The following is a 23,500-nucleotide window of genomic DNA, read 5'->3' on the forward strand; positions in this document are numbered from 1 at the left end:
ATTGAGTTGATTAAGTTAACTTTCTTTCAAACCCTTCTTCTTTTCGTCTTTCGGACTTTCCCGTCTTTTCGGACTTTCTCGTCTTTCGGACTTTCCCGACTACAATCGTTAATTCTTGTTAAAACCTGTTAAATAACTGTTAATCACAGCAACTGCGCTTTTTCCTGGTACTTCAATGCCTTAGCTTTGGGCAACAATAATTGAAAACCTTATGTTAAAAAGCTATCTAAAAATCGCCTGGCGCAACCTTATCCGGCATAAAAGTTTTTCATTTATCAATATCGGCGGATTATCGATAGGGATAGCAGCCTGTTTGCTCATTTCGCTGTATGTACATTACCAGCTAAGCTTCGATGCTGCCAATACCAAAAAAGACAGGATACTTCGGGTCAGCAATGTTATCCACACACCCGAAAACGATAACATCAACATGGCGCTAACGCCCGAGCTGCTGGGCACCACGCTAAACCGCAGTTTTCCGGAAGTGCAAACGGCGGTGCGTTTTGCACCAACCAAAGGTGTGATAAAACTAAACGGTCAGATTTTCAAAGAAGATGATGTTTATACCGCCGATGCCAATATATTCGATGTATTTGATTATAAGTTTGCCGAAGGCAGCCCCGCCCAGGCACTTACCGATTTGCATGGGTTAACGCTAACCAAAACCGCCGCCATAAAATACTTTGGCAAGGGCAGTGCCCTTAATAAAACCATAACCTGCAACGGTAAACTTTACCATGTAAGCGCCGTGCTGGAAGACCTGCCCGAAAATAGCGACCTTAAATTTACCATACTGCTGCCTGCCGAGTTTTATAAAACAACCAGCTGGCTGCAGGATGATTTTTCGGTTTATACCTATGTACTGTTTAAGCAAAAGCCCAACGCCACTGCATTTGAAAAAAAGCTCGCCAAATTTTCGAAGGAAACCATCCAGCTGGAGTTTAATAAAATAGGCGCTACCAAATACTACGTTGAATTTAATACCGAGCCGCTGGCCAATGTGCATTTCAGCGTTGGCAAACTGGGCGACACGCCGAAAGGGGATAAGCAGCTGGTTTACATCTTTTCGGTTTTGGCATGCGTTATTTTATTTATAGCGCTGTTAAACTATATCAACCTGTCCACGGCGCGCGCTGCCGAACGGGCCAAAGAGGTGGGCGTGCGCAAAGTAAACGGCGCGGTGCAGGCCAGCCTGGTAAGCCAGTTTTTGTTCGAATCGTTTTTTGTGACGTTGATTGCGTTGGTGATAGCTATCGGCCTAAGCCTGGCCATGCTGCCGCTTTTAAATGACTTGCTGCAAATAAAAATTTCATTCTTTAGTTCGGGCTTTACTTTCCTGTTGATTTGCGGATTGGTTTTGGCGTCGTCGCTGCTTACGGGTTTGTACCCGGCGTTTGTGCTGTCGGCGTTTACACCGGTTGCTGCCCTAAAGGCAAATTTCAAACATGCGGCAAAAGGTCTTACCCTGCGCAAAGTTATCACCGTTACCCAATTTGTAGTTGCCACGGTGATGATAGCCGGTGCGTTTATTATGAACAAGCAAATTAATTTTGTGCAACACCGCTCGCTGGGTTACGATAAAAGCCAGGTGCTTAATGTATCGCTGCCTGATGATTCGGTGGCACTAACACGATTACCCGCTTTTAATAACGCCTTAAAACAAATGAGCCAGGTAAAAGGCACATCGGTACAAAGCGGTTTGAATGTTGATAACGGCGGGCAGGCAAAATCAACTACCATGGTTACAGCCAACGGTAAAAAGCGCGAACTGATGTCAAATTACTTTTCTATTGATGACAAGTTTATCCCGCTATTGAAAATGCAGGTGTTAGCAGGGCGTAATTTCTCGGAACAAATGATCACCGATAAAAAGCAAGGCTTTATAGTAAACGAAGCATTTGTTAAACAGCTTGGCTGGAAGCAGCCCATTGGTCAGCCTATCAAGGGGATGGAGCATGAAGGGCATGTATTAGGTGTTATCAAAAACTTTCACTACGAATCGATGCACAACCCGGTGGCGCCAACGGTATTTGTTTACACAGGGCCAAAGCCGGCCGCTGTACTGGTAAAAATAAGCCCCAAATACCTGCCGCTGGTTAAAACTGCCTGGCAAACCTGGTTCCCCGATTATCCCTTTAATTACGAATTTATAGATACTGCCCTAAATGATCTGTATAAAAAGGATGTTACCAGCATCAGGCTGTTTAATTATTTCACGCTGCTGTCTATTATCCTTGCCTGTCTCGGCTTGTATGGCCTGGCCCATTTGATTGCTATACAGCGCACCAAAGAGATCGGCATCCGCAAAGTACTGGGCGCCGCACTAAACCAGTTGCTGGTGCTACTGGCAAAGGATTTTGTAAAACTTGTGGCCATTGCGGCGGTCATTGCCATACCTGTCACCCTGATTATAATGAATAAATGGCTCACAAGCTATGCCTACCACATCAGCATAAACTGGTGGCTGCTGGCATCGCCTGTTTTTGTTATTTTGTTGATTTCCGTTTTGGTAATAAGTTATCAAACCATAAAAGTAGCCGTTACCAACCCGGTGAAAAGTTTAAAAAGCGAATAATACCTGTACCATATCCACAAAAACTTACGGAGTTTTCAAAACTTCGTAAGTTTAAATTCCGATTTGTTCTATATTTGCAGCATTGCTCCCGTAGTTCAACGGATAGAATTATGGTTTCCGGTACCATCGATATGAGTTCGAATCTCGTCGGGAGCACTTTTACGGGAAGTTAAAAATCCCAAAAAATCAAAAACGCCCCTTAGCCCAAATCAGGGGCGTTTTTTAGTACTTCATGATTGGAAGAGTGTGGCCTTTTCACTCAACAAAATTCCAACATTTCTATGAAACCAATTCAGGGAATAACTATGTCCGAATGCACTGTGCAGCTGTGGTACAATAAGCAGCGCGTAAGAAAAGGCGAATATGTGTCTCTTTACCTACAAATCATCGTGGGCGGAAAGCACAAACCGGTTAAACTACCGAACCTTAAATGGCCGGAGGATAAGTTTGATTGGGATAACAAAAAGCTTTTGGAGCGATTTAAAAAAGACCCCGACCTGGTAACCTATAACGCTATTATTGAGCGGGAGCGTAATAAGTATTGGGGCATCGTAATGAACTTTGTAAAAGAAGACCGGCAATTCTCCCTTGATGATATCTTGAAGGGGGCAAACCTTTTCCGTAAGGGCACTAACTTTTGCGAATTCATGACCCAGGCGGTCATCGACAGGCAGAAGACAAAAATTAAAAATGACATGATAAAGGAGAGCACGGCCGAAAAACAAGCCGGTACCTGTCGAATGTTTACCGCTTTTTTAAAACATAAGGATTTACCTATAACCCGTATTGATGCTGCGCTGCTGGAAGGGTTTGCCGATCACCTGCGCAAAAAAGTTGGCGAAAACACGGTTTGGATGCGCATACAACATGTAAAATCTTACCTGTCTTATGCTGCCCGGCATAACGTAGCAATTAACCCGGACTATAAAAACTTCGTGATATCGATGCAGGAAAGCAATCCCGTTTGGCTTGAGGAAAAAGAATTGAACAGAATGCAGCAGTTATATATGATCATGATTAAGTTAAGTGTGCTCATGTTTTTAATTGATTTTTAAGAAAGTCCCCTCACCCTCGCAGCTCGGGGACTCCAACCTAAACCTTGTAACAAGAATGGCACCTTGCCATCTACCACCAAAACCCCGCCGTGTTATGGCGAGGCGTTTGGTGCACGACTGCGGCCTCCAGCGTAATTGTGTTTATCAGACTACCACCGCTGTTCCTGCCCGTCAAAGGATCTTACTTAATCTCCGGCCAATCCCAGTAAGCTTGTCCTTCGAACGCTTCGGATTTATGATGCACGGAATAGCGCAAAACATTCGTGGCGTCAGGATTCATGGGAAATACTGACAGGTTTACGATAGTGTTGCCAAAGTCCTGTACAACAATTGCAGGTACAACCTGAGCGTTATTTGCTGCTGTAATCGGGTCTGCACCGTTTGGAAAATAATGGAGGATTCTACCTACTGTTGGTGATTTTACTGTGTCCATAGTTTGTTATTAAATGGTTTCTACCACCAAAACCCCGCCGTGTTATGGCGAGGCGTTTGGGTGAAAATGCCGGCGGCGCAACCGACTACAAAACCTATTCTATCGCTATCCAATGACGGGGTGTTATGGATCATAAAGAACATTCGCGCGCCAATATCTGCCGGGCCGGCAGACTGAAACTTAAATCACTTCGGGTTAATGAATGATTATCTAGTATATAGCATATAAAGAACGATGCCTAATTCCGGCGGGGTACCGGGCCCGAACCGGTTAAGCCTTTTGACAAACCGGTATAAAGAACTATTCCCCAATATTGCCGGAAGCGTAACCGGCTATTCACTTTTTAAAATTCTTTCTATTACACATGGCCAGGTGATCCGTCAGCTCGCTGATGTCATATTGGTCTAAATATTTTTCAATCATTGCCTCCAGCCAATGCAGCTCGAAACTGGCCAATGTACTGGCAAAGTCCGGGTCGCGCTGCCTCCTGTATATTAACCCTTTGCGGCGCCGGTAAAGCTGCAGCAGTGCCTCCATAAACAAGATGCTCATTCCTGCCCCTCCGATATCCTTTGACAATGCTCAAGCACCGGCAGCACGCGGTTTTGATAAATCACATAATGCTCCGACTTCTCGGCCGGCGCAAGGGCCTCAAATACCGCGCGGTTGCTGTTAACCCGGTCGCACAGCTGCCAGTATCCGTGCTTATCGTAAACTCCTATCAGTACTACCAGGCCTGCAGCTTGCTTAAGCGCAGCAGCATTGTGTATCATTTCAAAAACGTACATGCGCTGGTGCAGCCAGCCAGTTAACACCTTAATTATGTAAAGCCGCAATTCGGCATACATGGCCTTTTTAGCCCGGCCTATCAGTATCACCTGGTTAGTTCCAGGGAAGTCTACCTCCTTTGGCTTGCTGTCGGGGTACTTGTAAACCACGTGCAGGTAAGTCGGATATAGGGTTGCTTCGGCGGTTATCATACCAGTTGTTTTTGGTGTGCCAGCCAAACCAGGTCCTTTTTATTCATCAGGCCTGCTTTTAACTGGATATTTTTAACATGAATTTTCACGGTTTCCGGGCTGATGTTCAGATCGCCGGCGATCTCTTTGTTTAACCGACGCCTACCGATGTGCGCCAGGATATCCGTCTGCCGGTCGGTCAAGGCCTTGCCCTGGCCGACAGTAAGCAGATTACATAAAATTCCGTTGCCTGGGCATGTAGCGCGCACCGGGCATTGCACATATTCGGAATGAATGAATTTGCCGTCTGCGTAATCCGGCTTGTCGTCAAACAGGCCATAAACGCAGCTGCAGTATTTCTCAAGTAAATCATCGCCGGCATATCCCATGGCTACCAGTTGCCGGAGCTTTGCCGGGTGCGCGTCGATATCGGTTATTACCATTGCTTTGATATCTGCCGGCAGGTCCTTAACCCGCCATACGCGACCGCGGGTAAGGGCGAAGCATTTTTCCGCATCGATAGGGGAGCGGAAAAACTCGATGCTGTCATCGGTTGGGAATATGCCTGCTGGAAGGTTCATAAGGCTGCGATGGTGTCTTTGGCTGATTTTACTTTATCCTTATGTGAGGCCACCATCTCTGCGGCAGCGATTATTACATCGTCATTTTTAGACTCGCTTTTTAAGGCCCGGCCAATTGATTTTTCTGAAAGCCCAAGTTGAGCCGCTAATTTTTTAAGTGAGCCCCTCGGTAATTCCGCCCTGATTTTTTCTATTTCTATAGCTGAAAATGTCATAACACTTAAAGGTTATTGTTTGATAAATGATAAAATGTCAACTTGCTGTCTAGTAAATGTCTATATAATGTCCACAATAATCGGACATTAAATGGACATTTCAAAATATAAAGTGAAAAAAATGTCCAGCGAATAACCTTTATTTTACATTCCGTGATACACAGGGGCCAGGTTTTATCCAATTACATCGTCAGAAACCGTATTAACAAGACAAAACTTGCTAATAAATTGCCGTGGACTGTCAAGACAATTTCCCGACATGTCGAGACGGCCGATCTATCGCTGGAGCGGTTGTTAATGTATTCGGAAGCATTGGGCCATGATTTTTCGGACGAGATCCCGGAAATGGCGGCGCTGAAGTTTCATTTAAAAGAGCCGGCCGCGCCTTATGAGATGAGCACAAAGGGGAATATTTCGGAGGCCGACTATTACAAGGATAAATATTTCAAACTCCTGGAGAAATACAACGAGATGCTGGAGCAGTATAACCAGTCGTTGCAAAAAAACACACGTTAAGGCAAATTAGATTCCAACAATTATAGTTAACCAACTGAATGACAGGTCAAGAAATTATTTCGTCGGGAGCACAAAATTTCAAAAACCTCGATTTCAGCTTCGGAATCGGGGTTTTTTGTTAGTTATATTTATTTATAGTTTAAAAATAGCTTTTAAGTCTAAAAAATGTGCTTTTAGCGTTCGATGTCCCCTTAGGCTACGTTCATTTAGCCACATTTATTTTAGTCGTTTCTGAACAAAAAATACTCCCTAGTTTTCGAACAAATATCCACTATAAGCCAAACCTTTGGCCACGCTCTTAAAGTTGTCGCCCGAATTCAGCTTGACGTGCGGGAACCTGGTTTTGAACAGGGCCTGGATACTGCTTACCATTGAAGTACCGCCGGTTAAAAACAGGCTGTCGATATGTTGGGGATCGATATTGTTCCGCAGCATGAAGTTATCGAGGTAACCCGCTATCCGCGCCACATCTTTAGCAATGATCTGTTCATAATCGGGTAGGGGGATGCGCTCATCGATAGCTATCCCCATTTGATGGTAGCTGAAGCTGGCGGTGTCTGCATTTGTAAGCGTGATCTTCGTTTTTTCGATGGCCTGGAAAACCGAATAGCCCAGGTTATTGTCTATCAGGGTGACCAGGTTTTTGAACAGCGGGTCTTTTCCTGAAAAATAATAGTAATCCTCGATATCTTTTTTGATCCGCAGGCCGTTAAAGAAGTTCATTTGTTCCCAGGAGCAGATATTTGCAAACAGCGATACCGGCACTGTCAGCACTTTACCGGGCGTAGCTTCGTAGCGGGTATTTTTTCCAAAATAAGGCGTGCCTTTCTCCCACATGAAGGCGGAATCGAAACTGTCACCGCCTACGTAGATGCCTCCGTTGGCCATCATGTCGTTTTGCCGGTCCTTGCTGCCCGCTCTGGCCGGGTCGAGCACGAGGTAGGTAAAGTCTGTTGTGCCGCCACCCAGGTCGGCGACCAGTACGTTTTCTTTTTTTGTAAGAGTTTTTTCATAGGCAAAAGCCGCGCCTATGGGTTCAAACTGGAAGCGGACGTCGGTAAAGCCGGCCAGCTCTGCGGCCTTGCTGAGCCGGGTCTGGGCCAAGGTGTCCTTTTGGGTATCGTCATCATTAAAAAATACCGGCCTGCCGATCACCGCTTTGCGGCAATTGTGCCCGGTGAACTGATCTGCGCGTTGTTTTAATTCTTTTAAAATGATCGCCACCAGGTCGGGTGCGTTGTACCGTTTATTATGGATGCGGGTTTCTGTGAAGCTGCTCCGGGACAGTATCTGTTTCACCGACTTAATAAAACGTCCTTGCATATTATCGCTCAAATAGGCTTCGATTGCAGCTTCGCCAACCACATAACCTGCTCCGGGCTCCTGGTGAAAATAGATCAGCGAGGGGATGATAATGGTACTGTGGATCTCTTTTGTTTCTTCATCGAAGATGGCCAGCGCCGAATTGGTGGTTCCAAAATCAATTCCATACAGGTACCGCTTCATAACATTGAAAATTTAAGGGCGGCGAAAGTATCAAAAAATACGCTGGAATCAAAGCCCCGGCACCGGTATTAATACTGTTCCTGGATTTTTACGGGTGCGGTCATCGCGTCGCAAAGCCAACAGATATTGAAGCGCTGGAGATCTGTCATGACCTGCGACGATATTAAAAATTTTAGTCTAAGTAGCCGTTCAATACCCAGGTGCGGGAACTGGCGCGAAGCCTGGCCAGTGCTTTATCTTTGATCTGCCTCACTCTTTCGCGGGTCAGGTCGTATTTATCCCCGATCTCTTCCAGGCTATGCGCCTGCCCGTCACCCAGTCCGAAAAACAGGGTTAATACGTCTTTTTCTTTTTCGCCCAGCAGTTGCATGCTTTGCGCAACCTCTATCGATAAAGATTCCGTGATCAAACCCTTGTCCGTCCCCGGTTCGGAACTTTGCAGCACATCGAGTAAAGTATTGTCCTCTTCACTTGAAAAAGGTGAATCATAGGAGATATGCCGGCCGGAATGGCCCAGCACATCACTAATCTTTTCGGCAGTGGTCTCCAAGCTTTCGGCAAGTTCTTCCGGCGTCGGCTGCCGTTCATATTGCTGTTCCAGCTGTGATGCGGCTTTGGCAATTTTGGAGATATCCCCAACTTTGTTCGACGGCAGCCGGACCATACGTGATTGCTCGTTGATGGCCGACAGTATGGATTGCCTTATCCACCATACTGCGTAGGATATAAATTTGAAACCTTTGGTTTCGTCAAAGCGTTTCGCGGCTTTAACCAACCCAACGTTGCCTTCGTTGATCAGATCACCGAGCGTTAGTCCCGAACTCTGGTATTGTTTAGCCACCGAAACCACGAATCGAAGGTTCGCGGTGGTTAACCGTTCCAAAGCGGCCTGGTCGCCTTCACGGATTTTTTGCGTTAAGATCACCTCTTCCTGCGGAGTAACCATCGGAATCTTTGCGATATCTGACAAATATTGATTCAACGATGCGGTCTCGCGATTGGTGATCGACTCACTAATTTTAAGTTGCCTCATTTATTTTTAATATTTAATGTGAATGCTAAAGATCCGGTGCCTTAGGATACGCGACGGGCAGAAATAATCTTCTGAGAGATGGCAGTAACGTACTGATGCCTGCGGAGAAAGGTATGCTGAATTCTTTAACGTACAAAGATAAGCATAGCCGCAAAAAATAGTGTTATTTAGATGTCATAACACGTAAAAAGGTGATTTTTCAGGTCACTTGTTAGGGGCAGTCAACTGAATTGCCTTTGGTGTTGTTTTACCAATTCTTTTGTCTCGGTGGGAAATGAGTTCGCAAAGCGCAATTGCAGCTTCTTCAAAATCATCGTGGCCATCCGGGAGTTGCAGCCAGTTGGGTTCAAAGGCTTCCCCGCCAAAGTCAAAGTCTGTTACAGCGGGGACTTCAGCTTTTAAGCTGTTATGATCTTCCCGGTGGGCGGCGATCCAAATGCCGTTATGGTGAAGGTTTTTAGCGACTTTCCGGAAGATCAGGACGATCTTGCCTTCAAAATAAATATAGAACATACCTATGGCGGGTTTGATAACTACCGAAGCCGGCAGGTAATCCAGCAGAAAATCATAAGGCATGGGCTTTTTCATCACAACAAAGGTAAATTTGCTTTGTTATAAAATACCATGGCGAAGATATTTATCACAGGTTCGGCGGATGGTTTAGGCCAGCTGGCGGCAAAGCAATTAGTTAAAAGTGGGCATGAAGTTGTACTCCATGCCAGGAATGAAAAACGTGGCCAGGAAGCGCTGAAACAGGTGTCCGGCGCAGCGGATGTGCTGATTGCGGACTTGTCCGACATAAAGGAGATTAAAGCGCTGGCAGAGAAAGTAAATCTTTTAGGACCATTTGACGCCGTGATCCATAATGCGGGTGTTTACCAGACCGGGGCGCAACAACTGCTGTTTGTAAATACGCTGGCGCCCTATATCCTGACGGCAATGATGCACCAGCCGAAACGCCTGGTATATTTGAGTTCGGGCATGCATTTATCAGGCAGGCCGGAATGGACGGATCGGCCGTCTTATTCGGATACTAAACTGCACGTTTTAATGCTCGCAAAAGCCCTGGCCAGGAAATGGCCGGAAGTATATGCCAACGCGGTCGATCCGGGCTGGGTGCCCACTAAAATGGGCGGCGCTGGTGCACCGGATGATTTGGAAAAGGGTTACCAGACGCAGGTTTGGCTGGCGGTCAGTGACGAGCCCGGCACTTTGGTCAGCGGGCAATATTTTCATCATCAAAAATCAGCGCGTTATAACCATTCTGCGGACGACAGGACCATGCAGGACCGCTTGCTGGAGCAATGTGCCCAACTCACCGGTGTTTCGCTTTAAACGCTTGTTATCGCCAACCCAGCCCGGGCGCAACATGTCCCAAAATTGCAGACAACGCATGAACATTGTAGTCAACACCCCTAATATATAGTTACCAAAGTTTTCTTGCACTATTTTCTTCTTTTGATTTATTGAACAACTCATCGCATAGTAAAACCTTGCTGAACGCCCCTTTGACCGATATGCGCTCGCCCCGGTTCGCAGATGAAATGAACAAGATGGCAGACATCCCGGGTTAGTTGGCATAACCGAATTTCGGGGAACGGTGCTTTAACGTAGGTTTACGCTCTGGTCAATAACCCGGGGTATTATGCTTTAAGGTTGACGCAGTATAAGTTGGCCGGGGAATTATTCGCTTTAAAAGTGAGCAACTATCCGGCGGATGCCAACCCCCAGGATTCTTATGGAGACTTTTACCTGATCATAGGTGACCAAAAAATTGCCACCTTATGTTTTAAAAAGGCGTTGTCTATCAAATAGATACCGGAAACAAGGGCTAAACTAAATTTACTTTTGAAAAGCGCGGTAAAGCCGGAATAAAGAGACACTTTTATATAAATTATGAAAAAATACTTCGCGATCTTATTGAATATTGGTTTCTGGACCTGCTATTTCATCTTGATTGGTATCCTTTTAGGCCTTTATAACAAAAGCAGCCCGCCCACGGGTGATCACGTTGCACGGGTGATAAATGCGTTTAAAAACTTATTCCTCTTTTGTATCCTCCCTTCCGCCATTACCTATGTATTATATTATTTCCTGTTGTTCCCAAGGTACTTGCAGCAACGGAAGTTTTTACTGGCGCTGGTTTTTGGATTACTGATCGCCGTCGGCGTAGCAGCGCTTAGTTACCTGCTCCACCGTTACCTGATCGAAACGGGCCACGTCCTCGATATGGATAAGGGCGGCAAAAACGGCCGGTCAACTGCTATAAAAGTGATCATGGTGACGACTTTTATTGACATGGTATGCGGTATTATGGCTTTAGGCATCAAAGGATTTATCACCTACCTCTACGAGATCAGGCTGAAAGAGCAGTTAAAGGAAAAAAACTACGAAATGGAAATGGCCCTGGTCAAATCACAGCTAGACCCTCACCTTTTATTTAATACCATCAATAACATTGATGCGCTGATCCTCAAGGATGCGGCCAAGGCTTCTAATTATTTAAATAAGCTATCAGGTATCATGCGGTTTATCCTTTACGAAACCAAGACCGACCTGATTTTATTGCACAAAGAAGTGGAGTACCTGGAGAAATATATCGCCCTGCAAAAAATAAGAACGGCGAACCAGGATTATGTACGCTTTTCGGTAACCGGCGTGATGGGCAATAAACTGATCGCCCCGATGGTCTTTATCCCCTTCATTGAAAATGCCTTTAAGCATACCAACAATAAGAAATTGGAGAACGCGATCACGATTGAGATCTATGTCCATGATGACTATATCCGGCTGGTCTGCGCCAATAAATTCAATCCGCGCCCGTCGGTCCGGCAACCCGATAGCGGCCTGGGCAATGACCTGATCCGGAAACGGCTTGAATTGCTTTATAAAGGCAAGCATAACCTGCGCGTAGATAAGACCAATGAACTGTACACGATTGACTTAATGATTCCAAATGGATAAACTGACCTGCATAATTATCGAAGATGAGCCGTTGGCACTGGAAAAAACAAAGGACTTTGTAGAAAAGGTCCCTTTTTTGCATTTGAACGCCACATTTGACAACGCCTTGACCGGGCTGAATTACCTGAACAATAATAAGATCGACCTGCTTTTCCTCGACATTAATATGGATGAACTGACCGGTATTGAACTGCTGGAAAGCACAAAAATCAGCAGCCAGGTGATCATTACCACGGCTTACCAGGAGTACGCACTTAAAGGTTATGAACTCCAGATCACCGATTATCTGTTAAAACCCTTTGAATTTAGCCGTTTCCTGCAGGCGGTGAATAAAGCACAGGGGAATTTAATGCAGAAAAAATCGGACACCACAGCTGATTTCATATTTGTGAAGACCGAGAACCGCCTGGAAAAGATAATGATCAGCGAGATCATTTATATTGAAGGAATGCGGGACTACCGGAGGATTCATACCACCACCAAAAAAGTGATGACGCTGCAAAATTTTAGTGAGTTTGAAAGGCTGATCCCAGCCAGCATTGTCTGCCGGGTGCATAAGTCTTTTATGATCGCGGTGAGCAAAATTGAATCTATCGAACGCAGCCGGATCAAGATAGCTGACCAATTGATCCCTGTTTCAGATACCTATAAAGACACTTTCTTCCAACTGATTAATAGCAGAGCTTAAACCGGCCCTGCTTTGCAGATGGGAACAACCCATATGCAGACATCTGGCGCCACTTGGCATAACAGAATTTACCACCCTAAGCCATTCATATACTTTTGTTTAAGAAAAAAAATCAAAACAAAAGAAAATGAAAAAAACCTTGCACACGGGATTTCTACTTGGTATGATCATCCTGACTTCATCGGCCTTTGGCCAAACATCGGATACGGTTAAGACCGCCAAAACTTATTTAGACCCCGTAATCAACCTGGTGAGTACCAACTTGAATTACGGCGCTGCTAACAGCAGTTTGAGCGATTATAAAAAATCGGTATTGGGCGCACAGGTCGGCGTATCGTTCCAGGCAGGCATCACGCCTTCATTCTCTGTAGTACCCGAACTGTATTTCTCGATGAAAGGCGGCAAATTGAAAACTGGCAACCCGTTAACAACAAGCGAATCCACAATTCGAACCTATGCCATTGAGATACCTTTACTGGCGCGTTTCCATTTCAGCGAATTCCATGTGAATGCCGGGCCTTCCATCGCCTATAATTTTTACGGAACGCGAAATATCAACGATCAAACCAGCGACTTGGCATTCAATTCATCAACCAATGGCTTCAGGCGCTTTGATGCCGGGCTTCAGGCAGGTGGTGGTTATACCTTTCATACTAAAACAAAAAGGATAGCACTTGACTTGCGCTATAATTACGGCCTGACCAATATTTCTCATGGACAGGAAATGTATAACCGCAGTTTTGTTGTCAGTCTCCACGTTTCTAAAGCCTGGAAGACCAACCCATTCGCTAAGAAATAAGATCCAACATAGCTATTAACCCATTCATCATGAAACTCATTGCAATCCTCGTTTTTCTATATCTTCCATCATTAGTATTTGCGCAATCCACAGCGGAACTAAAAAGCGACTTTAAACTATTCAGGTCGGCTTTGGAAGAAGGCCACCCGGGTATCTATCGCTATCATTCGAAAGCAACTATCGATTCGATTTTTGACGCTGCCGAAACAGCCATCGACAAATCTGTTGGTGAACGTGACTATCAAATACTGTTGAGTAAAATCGTTGCTCAAATTGGTTGCGGGCATACCGCCGTCCTTGCACCAAAAGAAACACAGGACAAATTTGATGCTGCGGCTACCGCCATTCCGTTCCAGCCGTATTATTCGGATGGTAAGTTGTTTGTTATGACTAATTTTTCGACTATTCCCGATAGAGGTTTCGTAGGGACGCGTATCGTATCCATCAACGGGCATGCTGTAAAAAATATGCTTCAGGCGATGCTGGCCATTATGCCGGCTGACGGGGACAACCAAACTTATAAATACCGCAACCTTAGCTATTCCAAATATTTTACCAGGTACTATGATTACCTGTATGGAGATACCAGCGCTTATACAGTTTCTTATGTATCAGGTAAACAGGTAAAAACAGTCAAATTAGCAGGGTTACTTTTCAGCGAACTGAATGCTATCCGCGATAAAAAATATCCTGTTCATTTTTTATCAAACCCACTTGAATTTAAAATAGCAGACGATAAAAAGACAGCTTACTTAAAAATTGAATCTTTCGATGGTGATGTATTGGAACAGAAAAAGCTGGACCTTCCAAAATTCCTGCAAACCGCGTTTAACCGCATCGATTCTAACAAGGTCAAAAACCTGATCATCGATCTGCGGAATAACCATGGCGGCACGGATGAATATGGAAAACTCCTGTTCTCATATCTGATCGTCCATGAGTTTGATTACTATTCTTCGTTAACCATTAACACAAATAATTTCGGCTTTTTTAAATACACACCAATGGCAGGGCACAATGTTCCCGCCAGCCTGATCAAAGCCAATGCGGCAGGAACTTTTGATATTATCCGCCACCCTAATGTGGGCAGGCAAAAACCAATGCTGCCAGCCTATTCCGGTAAGATCTATATATTGATGAACGGCGGTTGTTTTTCTACGGCTAGCGAATGTATCTCGATGATCCATTCCAATACCAATGCGGTTTTTATAGGTGAAGAATCTGGCGGTGGTTATTACGGGAATAACTCGGGAATGGTGCCGGAGATGACCTTGCCGGCTACGAAGATCCGGGTCGCTATCCCTTTAATGAAATATGTTATGGCCGTAAAGGACTATCCATTTAAGGGGCGTGGTTTGTTTCCAACTTATACTGTGATACCGACCATAGCCGACAAAATTAGCGGGAATGACCCGGAACTGAACTTCGCCAAAAAACTGATCGCTAAACTTTAAGCAAATGACTTCCAATAGAAAAATCGCGTTGGTAGCAGGGATCTGCTATCTGCTCACCTTTGTATCCATCCCCACGCTGGCGCTATACGTACCTGTGCACAGTCCCAACTATATTACAGGCCATGGGCCGGATACGGCTGTCATTATCGGCGGCGTACTGGAAATCATTGTGGCCCTGGCCGGAATTAGTACCGCCGTTATACTCTATCCGATACTTAGGAAGAAGCACGAAAGTGCCGCGATAGGCCTCATTGCTGCCCGGATATTGGAATCCGGCACCATATTCGTCGGTGTAGCGTTCCTCTTGTCGATTGTAACCTTACGGCAAACCGGCGGCGGCGTTGGCGCTATTGGCCAAACATTGGCTATCCTGTATGACCGCATCTTTCTGCTGGGACAAAGTTTCATGCCGGCTATCTGCGACCTGTTGCTGGGCATCATGCTTTACCGGTCGCGCCTGGTACCCAGGGCGCTTGCGCTGATCGGCATCATCGGTGCAATTCCGTTGCTGGCGGGGTACTTCGCCATTCTGTTCGGTTTTATCGGTCAACATTCCGCTTTGGCAGGTTTATCTGCTGTGCTGGTAGCGCTGTTCGAGTTTTCACTGGGCCTCTATCTCGTTATCAATGGCTTTAAATTATCACTGTTAAAGTAATTCTAATGGGCTCTCGCCGGGGGCACAAAAAGTTTTCACACGATGTTATGATAGCGTGAAAATTGTCAAAGGAGCAATATTAAAGCCATCTGATTGTTTTCTGAAGTCTTTTTTGCGTTTTATATAGCCCGGCAATTGGCATCGCCGGCAAAGCAATTTTCTTAGTCTTTTCTCCTGTTTAGCACAAGTATCCACCGACGCAAAATATTTTTTTCGTTTTCGAAGGGATAATTTAGGGGTACCCATGTATATAGGTTAATTGTAGTGCTGTTGTAGTGTATTTGACTTATTGAGAAACAAATATTTTCTGCTACCTTGCTTTTGCAATTGACGTTAAGTGTTCCCTGGGTTATTAATATTTAACTTTAAATATTAATGAAAGCCAATAGCGTAACTCAATAGCAAATAAGATGTCTGCAACCGGTAAACCCGACATACACCGGTCAGCGTAATAGCATGTGCAAGCACGATGCTTGGTTCCGTTTTAATATTTGTGAAAATAGCCCCTTGTTAGTTTATTTAAATGACAGGGTGAAAATATTAACACGACGTTTCAGTTTCCGTTAGGCCAATTTATTTGTTTATATATTTTTTACCTAAATGAAGTTTACAAACAGCATCCAAAAAGCTATAACTGATCGGTTACCTTATTTTCGTTCGCATTCCCTGAAGTTCGTTATTGCGGGAATATTGCTTATAATAATGGGTTTTTCGTTGAGTACCCAACGCTTAACCACCGATGCAGATAATGGAGGACTCTTTCTGCCCGATGGTTTCAAAGCTTTGGTTGTTGTCGACAGTTTAAAGGGGCAGGCAAGGCACATCGCTGTCAATTCAAACGGCGATATTTATGTAAAAGCCAGGAACCATAATTTAAACGGCGGCTATGGCAATATTGCATTACGAGACACGGATGGCGACGGTAAAGCTGACGTAATAACTCCTTTCGGTAAATATGACGGCCACACATACGGTACAGCTATGCGGGTCAATAACGGCTACCTGTATTTCAGTTCGGAACTGATGGTTTACAGGATGAAGCTTAAACGCGGCCAACTGGTGCCCGATAGTAAAATGGATACGATCGTAATTGATAATCCCCCTTATCATGAACACCAGACAAAACCGATCGCTTTTGATAACAAAGGGCACATTTATGTAGGGTGGGGCGCCGGATCAAATGCCGGACAGGAAAAAAACCGTATCCCTGGTTCTCCTGGCACTGGCGATCCCAATTCACCCGAAAATAGCAATCCCTGGTTAAAAGATCATGGCGGCATCTGGATGTTTGATGCTAATAAAACTAATCAGCATCAATCAGACGGGATAAGATATGCCACGGGATTAAGAAGCCTTGTTGCGTTGGATTGGGATTTTAAGAGTAAATCACTTTATACCGTTATGCACGGTCGCGATGATTTCCGGATGATCTGGCCCGATATTTATTCGCCATGGCAAAGCGCCATGCAGCCTGCCGAAGAGTTTTTTAAAGTAAACCAGGGGCTTGATGGCGGCTGGCCTTATTATTATTACGATGGTATTAAAGGCAAAAAACTACTAAATCCCGAGTATGGCGGCGACCAGGTAAAAGAAGGTAATGGTTCAAAACTTACCCAGCCATTAATGGGTTTCCCGGCCCACTTTGCACCCAACGACCTATTGTTTTATAAAGGAAAACAGTTTCCGGATCGTTATAAAAACGGTGCTTTTGTTGCCTTTCATGGTTCTACAGACCGGGCGCCGTATCCGCAGGCGGGCTATATTATTGCATTTGTGCCCTTTAAAGATGGAAAACCTTCGGGCCCCTGGGAAGTTTTTGCGGATGGCTTTGCCAAAGTTGATCCTATTGTAAGTGTTAGTAATGCAGTATACCGCCCAATGGGTTTGGCTGAAGGCCCTGACGGCTCTTTGTATGTAAGCGATACTGAAAAGGGCAAAATTTGGCGCATTTTATATACGGGCGACAAAAAGGCGTTTGGGACAGCCCAGCTAGCGGCGATGGAAAACCGAAAAATGACAGCATCTAATATCAAAACACCCGATGAAATCAAGGATAACCTGTTCAAAGATATGCCGGGAACATCCGTGGTATACACCACTTATTGTATAGCATGTCATCAAAAAGATGGCAAGGGAGATGGAAATCGTTTCCCCCCGCTGGCACAGTCCGAGTGGGTAAATTATAATACAAACCGGTTAATCAACGTGATACTAAACGGACTGAAGGGCCCCGTGCAAGTAAAGGGACTTCCCTATAACGAGGTAATGCCCGGCCACGGCAGCTTCCTTTCGGACGAACAGGTCGCTGAAGTGCTCACCTACGTAAAATCGAACTTTAATAACTTACCCGAAATTGTAACGCCGGCACAAGTAGCCGCGGTGCGAAAAATGACAACGAAATAGACCAATGACAAGAAACTCATTTAATTCAGCACTTAAATACAAACCGTTGATACTTGCCGGTCTGTTGGCAGTTATGGCAGCGGGTTCAAGTGCACAAACCGCTGATACAACCAGCCTTTTCAAATCTTCGCTGTTTACGCCGGTTAAAAGTTTTACTACCGGTGTTGAAGGGCCTGCTGTCGATAAGGATGGCAATATTTACGCGGTTAACTTTGATCACGACGGCACCATTGGCAAAATGACGCCGGATGGAAAAACCAGCATATTTATTGAACTGCCTAAAGGAAGCATTGGCAACGGGATCAGGTTCGATAGTCATGGCAATATGCTTATTGCTGATTATACCGGGCACAATATTATTAAAGTTGATATGACTACCAAACAGCAAAGTGCTTTTGCCCACGAAGATGGAATGAGCCAGCCCAATGATATCGCCATTGATAATAAAGATAGGCTATACGCCAGCGACCCGAACTGGAAGGCCGGGACAGGTAAGATCTGGCGTATTGACACAGACGGAAAAGTAACCCTTTTAGATACCATGGCAACTGTTAATGGCATTGATGTAAGCCCCGATAACCATACCTTATATGTGAATGAAAAGCGTAAAATATGGGCCTATGACCTTTCATCAAAAGGTAAAATAAGTCATAAACGATTGGTTATAGAATTTACCGATTTCGGAATGGACGGACTACGGTGTGATATAAAAGGCAATATTTACCAGGCCCGGTTTGGCAAAGGAACGGTAGCCAAAGTATCGCCCGATGGAAAAATTCTGCAGGAAATAACATTGACAGGCAAGCGCCCAACCAACGTTTGCTTTGGCGGGCGCGACGGCAAAACCATGTATATCACCTTGCAGGACCAGGGCAACCTGGAAACATTCAGGGTAGATGAAGCCGGTCGCGAATGGAAGATGTCAAAAGAACAGAAATGATAATATGAGAATAAAAAAAACACTAGTAGTGGCTTTATGCATTGCGTTTGCTGCAAACTTCAGCCATGCATCGGCCCAGGTAAAGAAAAAAGCTATCGTAAAAAAGACGGTGGCCGCAGCACCAGCTAAAGTAATACCACCGCCACCGTTTGCTACAGCGCAAGAAATTGAAGACGGCAAAGCCCTTATTGCTAAATTGGATTGCCTTGCATGCCACAAAATAGACACCAAATTGGTTGGGCCGGCCTATACTGCCGTTGCCGAAAAATATCCGCAGGATCAAAATTCGGTCGACATGCTTTCACAAAAAGTAATTAATGGTGGCAGCGGCGTGTGGGGACCCGTCCCGATGGCTCCTCATCCGGCTATCACATTGGCCGATGTTAATAAAATTGTAAAATATATTCTTACCTTAAATTCAAAAAGCCTCCCCGTCAACTCAAAATAACCTGAATAACAAGAAAACAAAACATCATACAAACTAAACTAAAACTAAAACACCATGGAAAAGAGAAGATCTGTTTTAAAAAAAATCCTCGCCTCAGTAGCCGGATTGTCCGTATTCGGGATAAGCAAGGATGCAATGGCAGCACCCGCTGATGAAAAAATAGTTAATAATGTAACAACATTGCAGGATGTGCCTTTATTTTCCGGGTCAACCAAACTTGGTAATATGGTTTTTATAGCAGGCAAAGGCGCACACGTTGAGCCATTTGAGATTAAAGCGCATACCGAGATCGTACTGAAAGAGCTCGAAAAAGAACTGATAAAAGCAGGTTCGTCCATGGAAAAAGTGCTTAAAGTGGGCGTATTTCTGAATGATATTGCAGACTACCAGGGCATGAATGAGGTTTACAAAGGCCGTTTCGGTAAAAATCCACCGGTTCGCACCACTGTTGCCGTGGCCAAAGGCGGTGTTCCCGGCAACTCATTGGTGGAGATGGATTGTATAGCTTACATATAAACAATATTAAAAATGAAACGCAGAGATATATTAAAGGGCCTAACCCTATTGCCATTGGCAAGCGGCCTGGTGAGCAAGGCAGCATCCATTGGAGAAATTGCACCATCCCGGCCAAAAGCAGCAGAACGCGACCTGTTTAAAGAACTCGGCGTTACACCGGTAATTAATGCATCGGTAACCATGACGTTTTTATCAGGGTCGTTAATGCTTCCTGAGGTACTGGAAGCTATCAATTCAACGTCGCATGATTTTGCCGACATGTATGAATTACAGGATAAAGTAGGCGCCAAAATTGCAGAAATGCTACACGTCGAATCGGCTATGGTTACCTCGGGTGCTGCATGTGCTATATTACTGAGCACAGCTGCCGCTATAACCGGTACCGATCCTGAAAAGATCAAACTGTTGCCAAATCTGCCCGGGCCACGGCCTGAGGTAATTATGCAAAAAACACACAGGTACCTTTTTGACCAGGCAGTAACCACCACCGGCGCTAAAATTATTGAGGTAGAAGGGGCCGACGAAATGGAAAAAGCGATCAACGATAAAACTGTAATGGCGCTGTTCTTTAATGCCGCCGGGAAAAGCAGTATTTCGCATGCCGATTTTGTGGCTATAGCTAAAAAACATAATATCCCGACCCTTTTGGATGCCGCTGCAGACGTACCACCGGTAGAAAATTTGTTTAAGTATCAGAAGATAGGTTTCGACCTGGTAACATTTTCGGGCGGTAAAATGATCCGCGGGCCTCAAAGTGCCGGTTTGCTTTTTGGCCGTAAGGATTTGATCACCGCCGCACGCCTCAACCACAGCCCAAATGAAGCGCCTATCGGCAGGCCTATGAAGGTGAACAAGGAAGAGATGTTTGGGATGTATGCCGCTTTAAAAGCTTATTTGGAAAGGGATCATAAAAAGGAATGGGAAGAATGGCTACAGCGTGCCAAACACATCGGCTCGCAGTTGGAAGTTGTGCAAACCGTAAAAACAGAAACAGTTGTTGATCCGGGCCCGGCAAATGCGTTCCCGAGCCTGAAGGTAACCTGGGATCAGGCCAAAATTAAAATTAAGCCAAAAGAAGTAGTATCCGCTTTAAAAAGCGGTACACCAAGCATTGTTGCCGGTGGCAGGGCAGACCACTTGCTTATTGGCGTAGTGCTTTTGCGCCCCGACCAGGTTGATGTTGTAGCAGGCAGGGTAAAAACTATATTACAGCAGGCTACCTGAAAATGGTAAAATTAATATTGATGGTAACCAAAACTCAACTCAAATTGCGAAAAAGCTTATTATTATTCATACTGGTGGGTTTATTCAGCCAGGCGTCTTTGGCGCAATCTTATGATATCGTGATTAAGGGCGGGCACATTATCGATCCCAAGAATGATATTGACGCCATTATGGACGTTGCTATAAGTGGCGGTAAAATTGCGCTGGTATCTAAAAATATAGATGCCAAACAAGCCATCCAGGTGGTTGATGCAAAGGGGTTTTATGTAACCCCGGGCCTGATAGATATCCATACCCATAATTTTGTCGGCACACAACCAGATCACCAGTACGAGGATGGCAACCTGGCTATTGCGCCTGACGGATTCACCTTTAGAAATGGTGTTACAACCGTTGTGGACGCGGGGAGTTCGGGCTGGAGAACTTTTCCAACTTTCAAGGCGCAAACTATTGATGGTTCGCAAACCCGCGTGCTGGCGTTTTTAAACATTGTGGGCGAAGGCATGCGGGGCACCTATGAGCAGAACCCTAACGACATGGATGCCAGGATGACCGCTATGGTGGCAAGGAAATATAAGGATATTATTGTAGGCATTAAGCTGGCCCATTACACTGGTCATGACTGGACGCCAACCGACCGCGCGGTGGAAGCGGGTACGCTTGCCGGTGGCATCCCGGCAATGATAGATTTTGGAGGAAGTAACCCGCCAATGTCAATTGAAGAGTTGTTTATGAAACACCTTCGCCCGGGTGATATTTTTACCCATTGTTTTGGTCAGCTGGGTAACCGCGAATATATTGTTGATTTACAAACCAATAAGGTAAAACCATTTGTTTACGAAGCCAGGAAACGCGGGATTGTATTTGATGTAGGCTATGGTGGTATCAGCTTTGCTTATTCGCAAGCTATACCTGCAGCCCTGGAAGGCTTCTTTCCAAATTCTATCAGCACCGATATCCACGTTGGCAGTATGAATGATTCTATGAAGGACATGCTTACCTGTATGTCGAAATTTTTGGCACTGGGGATGAATTTGCACGATGTGATACAAGCCAGCACATCAAACCCGGCGAAGGAAATAAAACACGAGGAGTTAGGGAACCTGTCGGTAGGCGCAGTTGCCGACGTAGCTATACTAAATATTCGGGAAGGTAAATTTGGGCTGTTTGATTATACCGGTTATAAAATAGAGGCCAGCAAGAAGCTGGAATGCGAACTTACCATAAGGGCGGGTAAGATAGTTTATGACCTTAACGGTATTGTAACGCCTATTTATCCGCCAAAGGCAGTAGTTGTTAGCAAACAGGCAGCCGTAAACGGTGAGACACATTAGTCCGGAAGCCAATTATGTTAAATTATAAGAATCCAGAACCAAGAGTCAAGAGCCAGGAATCAAGATAAAAAACGACATGCTAACCGTCTAATCTTTGCGGGAATTTTACATCTTTCCCGTATCTTTCTTGACTCTTGATTCTTGACTCTTGTTCACACAAAAATTATGAGATACTATAAACTTTTACTCTTAACACTTATTGCCGGTTTTTGTAGCTATAGATGTGCTAAGGCGCAAACCATTTCAAAAGATGAACTGATCTTTTATACATCCGAATGGAAAGGCGAGCGTTTTGCTGATGGCAGGCCAAAAATACCGGATGCCCTGGTTGAAAGGGCAAAAAAAATCAGCATAGAGGATGCCTGGACCGTATTAAGAAATGAGGGCTACAATAACCAGTTTGAAGGCGGGTGGAAATTGGTGAATGACACCATACCTGTTGTTGGCAGGGCAGTTACAGCCATGTACATGCCAACCCGGCCCGACATAGAAAAAAACATTAAGGCCAGGGGTGCAACGGAAGGCCGAAAGGGTAATACCAATGCATGGCCGATAGATGTTTTAATAAAAGGCGATGTTTATGTTGCCGATGGATTTGGTAAGATCAGGGGAGGAACTTTGATAGGTGATAATCTGGGCAATTCCATATATAATAAAACAGGCAACGGTGTCATCTTCGATGGCTCGGCACGCGATTTACAGGGACTAAAAGAGATACCCGGTTTTAATGCCTTTGTGCGTGATTTTGATCCTTCGTATTTGGAAGAAATGATACTGATGGGGCTCAATACACCCATACGCATAGGCCATGCCATTGTTTTACCGGGCGACCTGGTAATATCCGTAAAGGAAGGGGTGCTTTTTATTCCCGCCCATTTGGCCGAAAAGGTGGTCGCAACGTCAGAGTTTGTTGCATTGCGCGATAAATTCAGTCACGCCATGCTGAAAGCCGGCACGTTCACAACCGGCGAAATTGACAGTCAATGGACCAATCCAATCAGGGAAGCTTTCCTGAAGTGGCTTGACCAAAACCCAAAAGACGGAAAAATGACAAGGGCACAGTTGGACGCCTTTATGGAAAAACGCACCTGGTAATAAAGAAGAAAACGAATTTTCGCTAATTAAAACGAATTTCACGAATTAAATATCTTGTTTTAAAATTCGTGAAATTCGCCTTCATTCGTGGTAATTAGTGTTTATTA

The 23,500-nt window shown here is 45.0% G+C and carries 24 protein-coding genes and 1 tRNA gene; 17 read left to right on the top strand and 8 right to left on the bottom strand.

Features of this window, described 5'->3' with window-relative positions; genetic code table 11:
- Positions 1-211: 211 nt before the first annotated feature.
- The 3 genes from Q0R52_RS11990 to Q0R52_RS12000 all read left to right on the top strand — a co-directional run bounded on the left by Q0R52_RS11990 (position 212) and on the right by Q0R52_RS12000 (position 3,630).
- Positions 212-2,575, top strand: a complete 2,364-nt coding sequence (locus tag Q0R52_RS11990; RefSeq protein WP_295794905.1) for an ABC transporter permease — start codon at positions 212-214, stop codon at positions 2,573-2,575.
- Positions 2,576-2,659: 84 nt separating this feature from the next.
- Positions 2,660-2,731 (top strand) — tRNA-Arg (locus Q0R52_RS11995).
- 125 nt (positions 2,732-2,856) lie between these two features.
- Entirely contained in the window at positions 2,857-3,630 is a 774-nt protein-coding gene (locus Q0R52_RS12000) for a phage integrase SAM-like domain-containing protein (protein ID WP_295794906.1), read from the top strand.
- 181 nt (positions 3,631-3,811) lie between these two features.
- On the opposite strand, the gene Q0R52_RS12005 is transcribed toward Q0R52_RS12000, so the two are convergent.
- The 5 genes from Q0R52_RS12005 to Q0R52_RS12025 form a co-directional block, all read right to left on the bottom strand.
- Positions 3,812-4,063, bottom strand: coding sequence for a hypothetical protein (locus tag Q0R52_RS12005; protein WP_295794907.1), 252 nt, complete (start codon positions 4,061-4,063; stop codon positions 3,812-3,814).
- A 336-nt stretch (positions 4,064-4,399) separates the two neighbouring features.
- Entirely contained in the window at positions 4,400-4,615 is a 216-nt protein-coding gene (locus Q0R52_RS12010; RefSeq protein WP_295794908.1) for a hypothetical protein, read from the bottom strand.
- The gene (locus Q0R52_RS12015; RefSeq protein WP_295794909.1) at positions 4,612-5,043 is read right to left on the bottom strand and encodes a hypothetical protein; all 432 of its coding nucleotides are present in this window, start codon (positions 5,041-5,043) and stop codon (positions 4,612-4,614) included. Before Q0R52_RS12015 ends, Q0R52_RS12010 begins: the two co-directional genes overlap by 4 nt.
- The gene (locus tag Q0R52_RS12020; RefSeq protein WP_295794910.1) at positions 5,040-5,603 is read right to left on the bottom strand and encodes a LuxR C-terminal-related transcriptional regulator; all 564 of its coding nucleotides are present in this window, start codon (positions 5,601-5,603) and stop codon (positions 5,040-5,042) included. Before Q0R52_RS12020 ends, Q0R52_RS12015 begins: the two co-directional genes overlap by 4 nt.
- Positions 5,600-5,818, bottom strand: coding sequence for a hypothetical protein (locus Q0R52_RS12025; protein WP_295794911.1), 219 nt, complete (start codon positions 5,816-5,818; stop codon positions 5,600-5,602). Before Q0R52_RS12025 ends, Q0R52_RS12020 begins: the two co-directional genes overlap by 4 nt.
- 297 nt (positions 5,819-6,115) lie before the next feature.
- Here Q0R52_RS12025 and Q0R52_RS12030 point away from each other — a divergent pair, with 297 nt between their 5' ends.
- Positions 6,116-6,334: a hypothetical protein gene (locus Q0R52_RS12030; protein ID WP_295794912.1), complete on the top strand. Its 219-nt coding sequence runs from the start codon at positions 6,116-6,118 to the stop codon at positions 6,332-6,334.
- A gap of 249 nt (positions 6,335-6,583) precedes the next feature.
- On the opposite strand, the gene Q0R52_RS12035 is transcribed toward Q0R52_RS12030, so the two are convergent.
- From Q0R52_RS12035 to Q0R52_RS12045, 3 genes are all read right to left on the bottom strand, one after another.
- Entirely contained in the window at positions 6,584-7,840 is a 1,257-nt protein-coding gene (locus tag Q0R52_RS12035) for an Hsp70 family protein (RefSeq protein WP_295794914.1), read from the bottom strand.
- A 172-nt stretch (positions 7,841-8,012) separates the two neighbouring features.
- Positions 8,013-8,873 carry an RNA polymerase sigma factor RpoD/SigA gene (locus Q0R52_RS12040; RefSeq protein ID WP_295794915.1) on the bottom strand — a complete coding sequence of 287 codons (861 nt, stop codon included), beginning with the start codon at positions 8,871-8,873 and terminating at the stop codon, positions 8,013-8,015.
- A gap of 204 nt (positions 8,874-9,077) precedes the next feature.
- On the bottom strand, positions 9,078-9,461 hold the full coding sequence (locus Q0R52_RS12045) for a hypothetical protein (RefSeq protein ID WP_295794916.1): 384 nt from the start codon (positions 9,459-9,461) through the stop codon (positions 9,078-9,080).
- Between the two features lie 36 nt (positions 9,462-9,497).
- Here Q0R52_RS12045 and Q0R52_RS12050 point away from each other — a divergent pair, with 36 nt between their 5' ends.
- From Q0R52_RS12050 to Q0R52_RS12110, 13 genes are all read left to right on the top strand, one after another.
- The gene (locus tag Q0R52_RS12050; RefSeq protein WP_295794917.1) at positions 9,498-10,208 is read left to right on the top strand and encodes an SDR family NAD(P)-dependent oxidoreductase; all 711 of its coding nucleotides are present in this window, start codon (positions 9,498-9,500) and stop codon (positions 10,206-10,208) included.
- Between the two features lie 561 nt (positions 10,209-10,769).
- Positions 10,770-11,837: a histidine kinase gene (locus Q0R52_RS12055; protein ID WP_295794918.1), complete on the top strand. Its 1,068-nt coding sequence runs from the start codon at positions 10,770-10,772 to the stop codon at positions 11,835-11,837.
- Positions 11,830-12,525, top strand: a complete 696-nt coding sequence (locus Q0R52_RS12060; RefSeq protein WP_295794919.1) for a response regulator transcription factor — start codon at positions 11,830-11,832, stop codon at positions 12,523-12,525. The genes Q0R52_RS12055 and Q0R52_RS12060 overlap by 8 nt, the downstream gene beginning before the upstream one ends.
- A 127-nt stretch (positions 12,526-12,652) precedes the next feature.
- Positions 12,653-13,324 (top strand): porin family protein, encoded by a 672-nt coding sequence (locus Q0R52_RS12065; RefSeq protein ID WP_295794920.1) that lies wholly within the window; start codon positions 12,653-12,655, stop codon positions 13,322-13,324.
- A 29-nt stretch (positions 13,325-13,353) separates the two neighbouring features.
- Complete coding sequence (locus Q0R52_RS12070; RefSeq protein WP_295794921.1) at positions 13,354-14,778, top strand: S41 family peptidase; 1,425 nt, start codon at positions 13,354-13,356, stop codon at positions 14,776-14,778.
- A 4-nt stretch (positions 14,779-14,782) separates the two neighbouring features.
- Entirely contained in the window at positions 14,783-15,433 is a 651-nt protein-coding gene (locus Q0R52_RS12075; RefSeq protein WP_295794922.1) for a DUF4386 domain-containing protein, read from the top strand.
- A gap of 600 nt (positions 15,434-16,033) precedes the next feature.
- A complete protein-coding gene (locus tag Q0R52_RS12080; protein ID WP_295794923.1) occupies positions 16,034-17,836 on the top strand; it encodes a c-type cytochrome in 1,803 nt (600 codons plus the stop codon).
- A gap of 4 nt (positions 17,837-17,840) precedes the next feature.
- Complete coding sequence (locus Q0R52_RS12085; RefSeq protein ID WP_295794924.1) at positions 17,841-18,776, top strand: SMP-30/gluconolactonase/LRE family protein; 936 nt, start codon at positions 17,841-17,843, stop codon at positions 18,774-18,776.
- A gap of 4 nt (positions 18,777-18,780) precedes the next feature.
- Positions 18,781-19,224: a c-type cytochrome gene (locus Q0R52_RS12090; RefSeq protein ID WP_295794925.1), complete on the top strand. Its 444-nt coding sequence runs from the start codon at positions 18,781-18,783 to the stop codon at positions 19,222-19,224.
- A gap of 54 nt (positions 19,225-19,278) precedes the next feature.
- Positions 19,279-19,740: a RidA family protein gene (locus tag Q0R52_RS12095; protein WP_295794926.1), complete on the top strand. Its 462-nt coding sequence runs from the start codon at positions 19,279-19,281 to the stop codon at positions 19,738-19,740.
- A 12-nt stretch (positions 19,741-19,752) separates the two neighbouring features.
- The gene (locus tag Q0R52_RS12100; RefSeq protein ID WP_295794927.1) at positions 19,753-20,964 is read left to right on the top strand and encodes an aminotransferase class V-fold PLP-dependent enzyme; all 1,212 of its coding nucleotides are present in this window, start codon (positions 19,753-19,755) and stop codon (positions 20,962-20,964) included.
- A 20-nt stretch (positions 20,965-20,984) separates the two neighbouring features.
- Positions 20,985-22,298: an amidohydrolase/deacetylase family metallohydrolase gene (locus Q0R52_RS12105; protein WP_295794928.1), complete on the top strand. Its 1,314-nt coding sequence runs from the start codon at positions 20,985-20,987 to the stop codon at positions 22,296-22,298.
- A gap of 165 nt (positions 22,299-22,463) precedes the next feature.
- Positions 22,464-23,393 (top strand): RraA family protein, encoded by a 930-nt coding sequence (locus Q0R52_RS12110; protein ID WP_295794929.1) that lies wholly within the window; start codon positions 22,464-22,466, stop codon positions 23,391-23,393.
- The last annotated feature ends 107 nt before the right edge of the window (positions 23,394-23,500 follow it).

The sequence above is a fragment of the Mucilaginibacter sp. genome (genome assembly GCF_025359345.1).
In the GTDB taxonomy this organism is placed as follows: domain Bacteria; phylum Bacteroidota; class Bacteroidia; order Sphingobacteriales; family Sphingobacteriaceae; genus Mucilaginibacter.

What these genes read in the sequence shown, in the direction of transcription:
- Q0R52_RS12010 (WP_295794908.1), bottom strand. Translation starts at nt 4,615, where the DNA reads ATGAGCATCTTGTTTATGGAGGCACTGCTGCAGCTTTACCGGCGCCGC.
- Q0R52_RS12000 (WP_295794906.1), top strand. Translation starts at nt 2,857, where the DNA reads ATGAAACCAATTCAGGGAATAACTATGTCCGAATGCACTGTGCAGCTG.
- Q0R52_RS12100 (WP_295794927.1), top strand. Translation starts at nt 19,753, where the DNA reads ATGAAACGCAGAGATATATTAAAGGGCCTAACCCTATTGCCATTGGCA.
- Q0R52_RS12030 (WP_295794912.1), top strand. Translation starts at nt 6,116, where the DNA reads ATGTATTCGGAAGCATTGGGCCATGATTTTTCGGACGAGATCCCGGAA.
- Q0R52_RS12040 (WP_295794915.1), bottom strand. Translation starts at nt 8,873, where the DNA reads ATGAGGCAACTTAAAATTAGTGAGTCGATCACCAATCGCGAGACCGCA.
- Q0R52_RS12095 (WP_295794926.1), top strand. Translation starts at nt 19,279, where the DNA reads ATGGAAAAGAGAAGATCTGTTTTAAAAAAAATCCTCGCCTCAGTAGCC.
- Q0R52_RS12035 (WP_295794914.1), bottom strand. Translation starts at nt 7,840, where the DNA reads ATGAAGCGGTACCTGTATGGAATTGATTTTGGAACCACCAATTCGGCG.
- Q0R52_RS12080 (WP_295794923.1), top strand. Translation starts at nt 16,034, where the DNA reads ATGAAGTTTACAAACAGCATCCAAAAAGCTATAACTGATCGGTTACCT.
- Q0R52_RS12060 (WP_295794919.1), top strand. Translation starts at nt 11,830, where the DNA reads ATGGATAAACTGACCTGCATAATTATCGAAGATGAGCCGTTGGCACTG.
- Q0R52_RS12050 (WP_295794917.1), top strand. Translation starts at nt 9,498, where the DNA reads ATGGCGAAGATATTTATCACAGGTTCGGCGGATGGTTTAGGCCAGCTG.
- Q0R52_RS12005 (WP_295794907.1), bottom strand. Translation starts at nt 4,063, where the DNA reads ATGGACACAGTAAAATCACCAACAGTAGGTAGAATCCTCCATTATTTT.
- Q0R52_RS12065 (WP_295794920.1), top strand. Translation starts at nt 12,653, where the DNA reads ATGAAAAAAACCTTGCACACGGGATTTCTACTTGGTATGATCATCCTG.
- Q0R52_RS12110 (WP_295794929.1), top strand. Translation starts at nt 22,464, where the DNA reads ATGAGATACTATAAACTTTTACTCTTAACACTTATTGCCGGTTTTTGT.
- Q0R52_RS12085 (WP_295794924.1), top strand. Translation starts at nt 17,841, where the DNA reads ATGACAAGAAACTCATTTAATTCAGCACTTAAATACAAACCGTTGATA.
- Q0R52_RS12020 (WP_295794910.1), bottom strand. Translation starts at nt 5,603, where the DNA reads ATGAACCTTCCAGCAGGCATATTCCCAACCGATGACAGCATCGAGTTT.
- Q0R52_RS12055 (WP_295794918.1), top strand. Translation starts at nt 10,770, where the DNA reads ATGAAAAAATACTTCGCGATCTTATTGAATATTGGTTTCTGGACCTGC.
- Q0R52_RS12105 (WP_295794928.1), top strand. Translation starts at nt 20,985, where the DNA reads ATGGTAACCAAAACTCAACTCAAATTGCGAAAAAGCTTATTATTATTC.
- Q0R52_RS12045 (WP_295794916.1), bottom strand. Translation starts at nt 9,461, where the DNA reads ATGAAAAAGCCCATGCCTTATGATTTTCTGCTGGATTACCTGCCGGCT.
- Q0R52_RS12015 (WP_295794909.1), bottom strand. Translation starts at nt 5,043, where the DNA reads ATGATAACCGCCGAAGCAACCCTATATCCGACTTACCTGCACGTGGTT.
- Q0R52_RS12090 (WP_295794925.1), top strand. Translation starts at nt 18,781, where the DNA reads ATGAGAATAAAAAAAACACTAGTAGTGGCTTTATGCATTGCGTTTGCT.
- Q0R52_RS12070 (WP_295794921.1), top strand. Translation starts at nt 13,354, where the DNA reads ATGAAACTCATTGCAATCCTCGTTTTTCTATATCTTCCATCATTAGTA.
- Q0R52_RS12025 (WP_295794911.1), bottom strand. Translation starts at nt 5,818, where the DNA reads ATGACATTTTCAGCTATAGAAATAGAAAAAATCAGGGCGGAATTACCG.
- Q0R52_RS11990 (WP_295794905.1), top strand. Translation starts at nt 212, where the DNA reads ATGTTAAAAAGCTATCTAAAAATCGCCTGGCGCAACCTTATCCGGCAT.
- Q0R52_RS12075 (WP_295794922.1), top strand. Translation starts at nt 14,783, where the DNA reads ATGACTTCCAATAGAAAAATCGCGTTGGTAGCAGGGATCTGCTATCTG.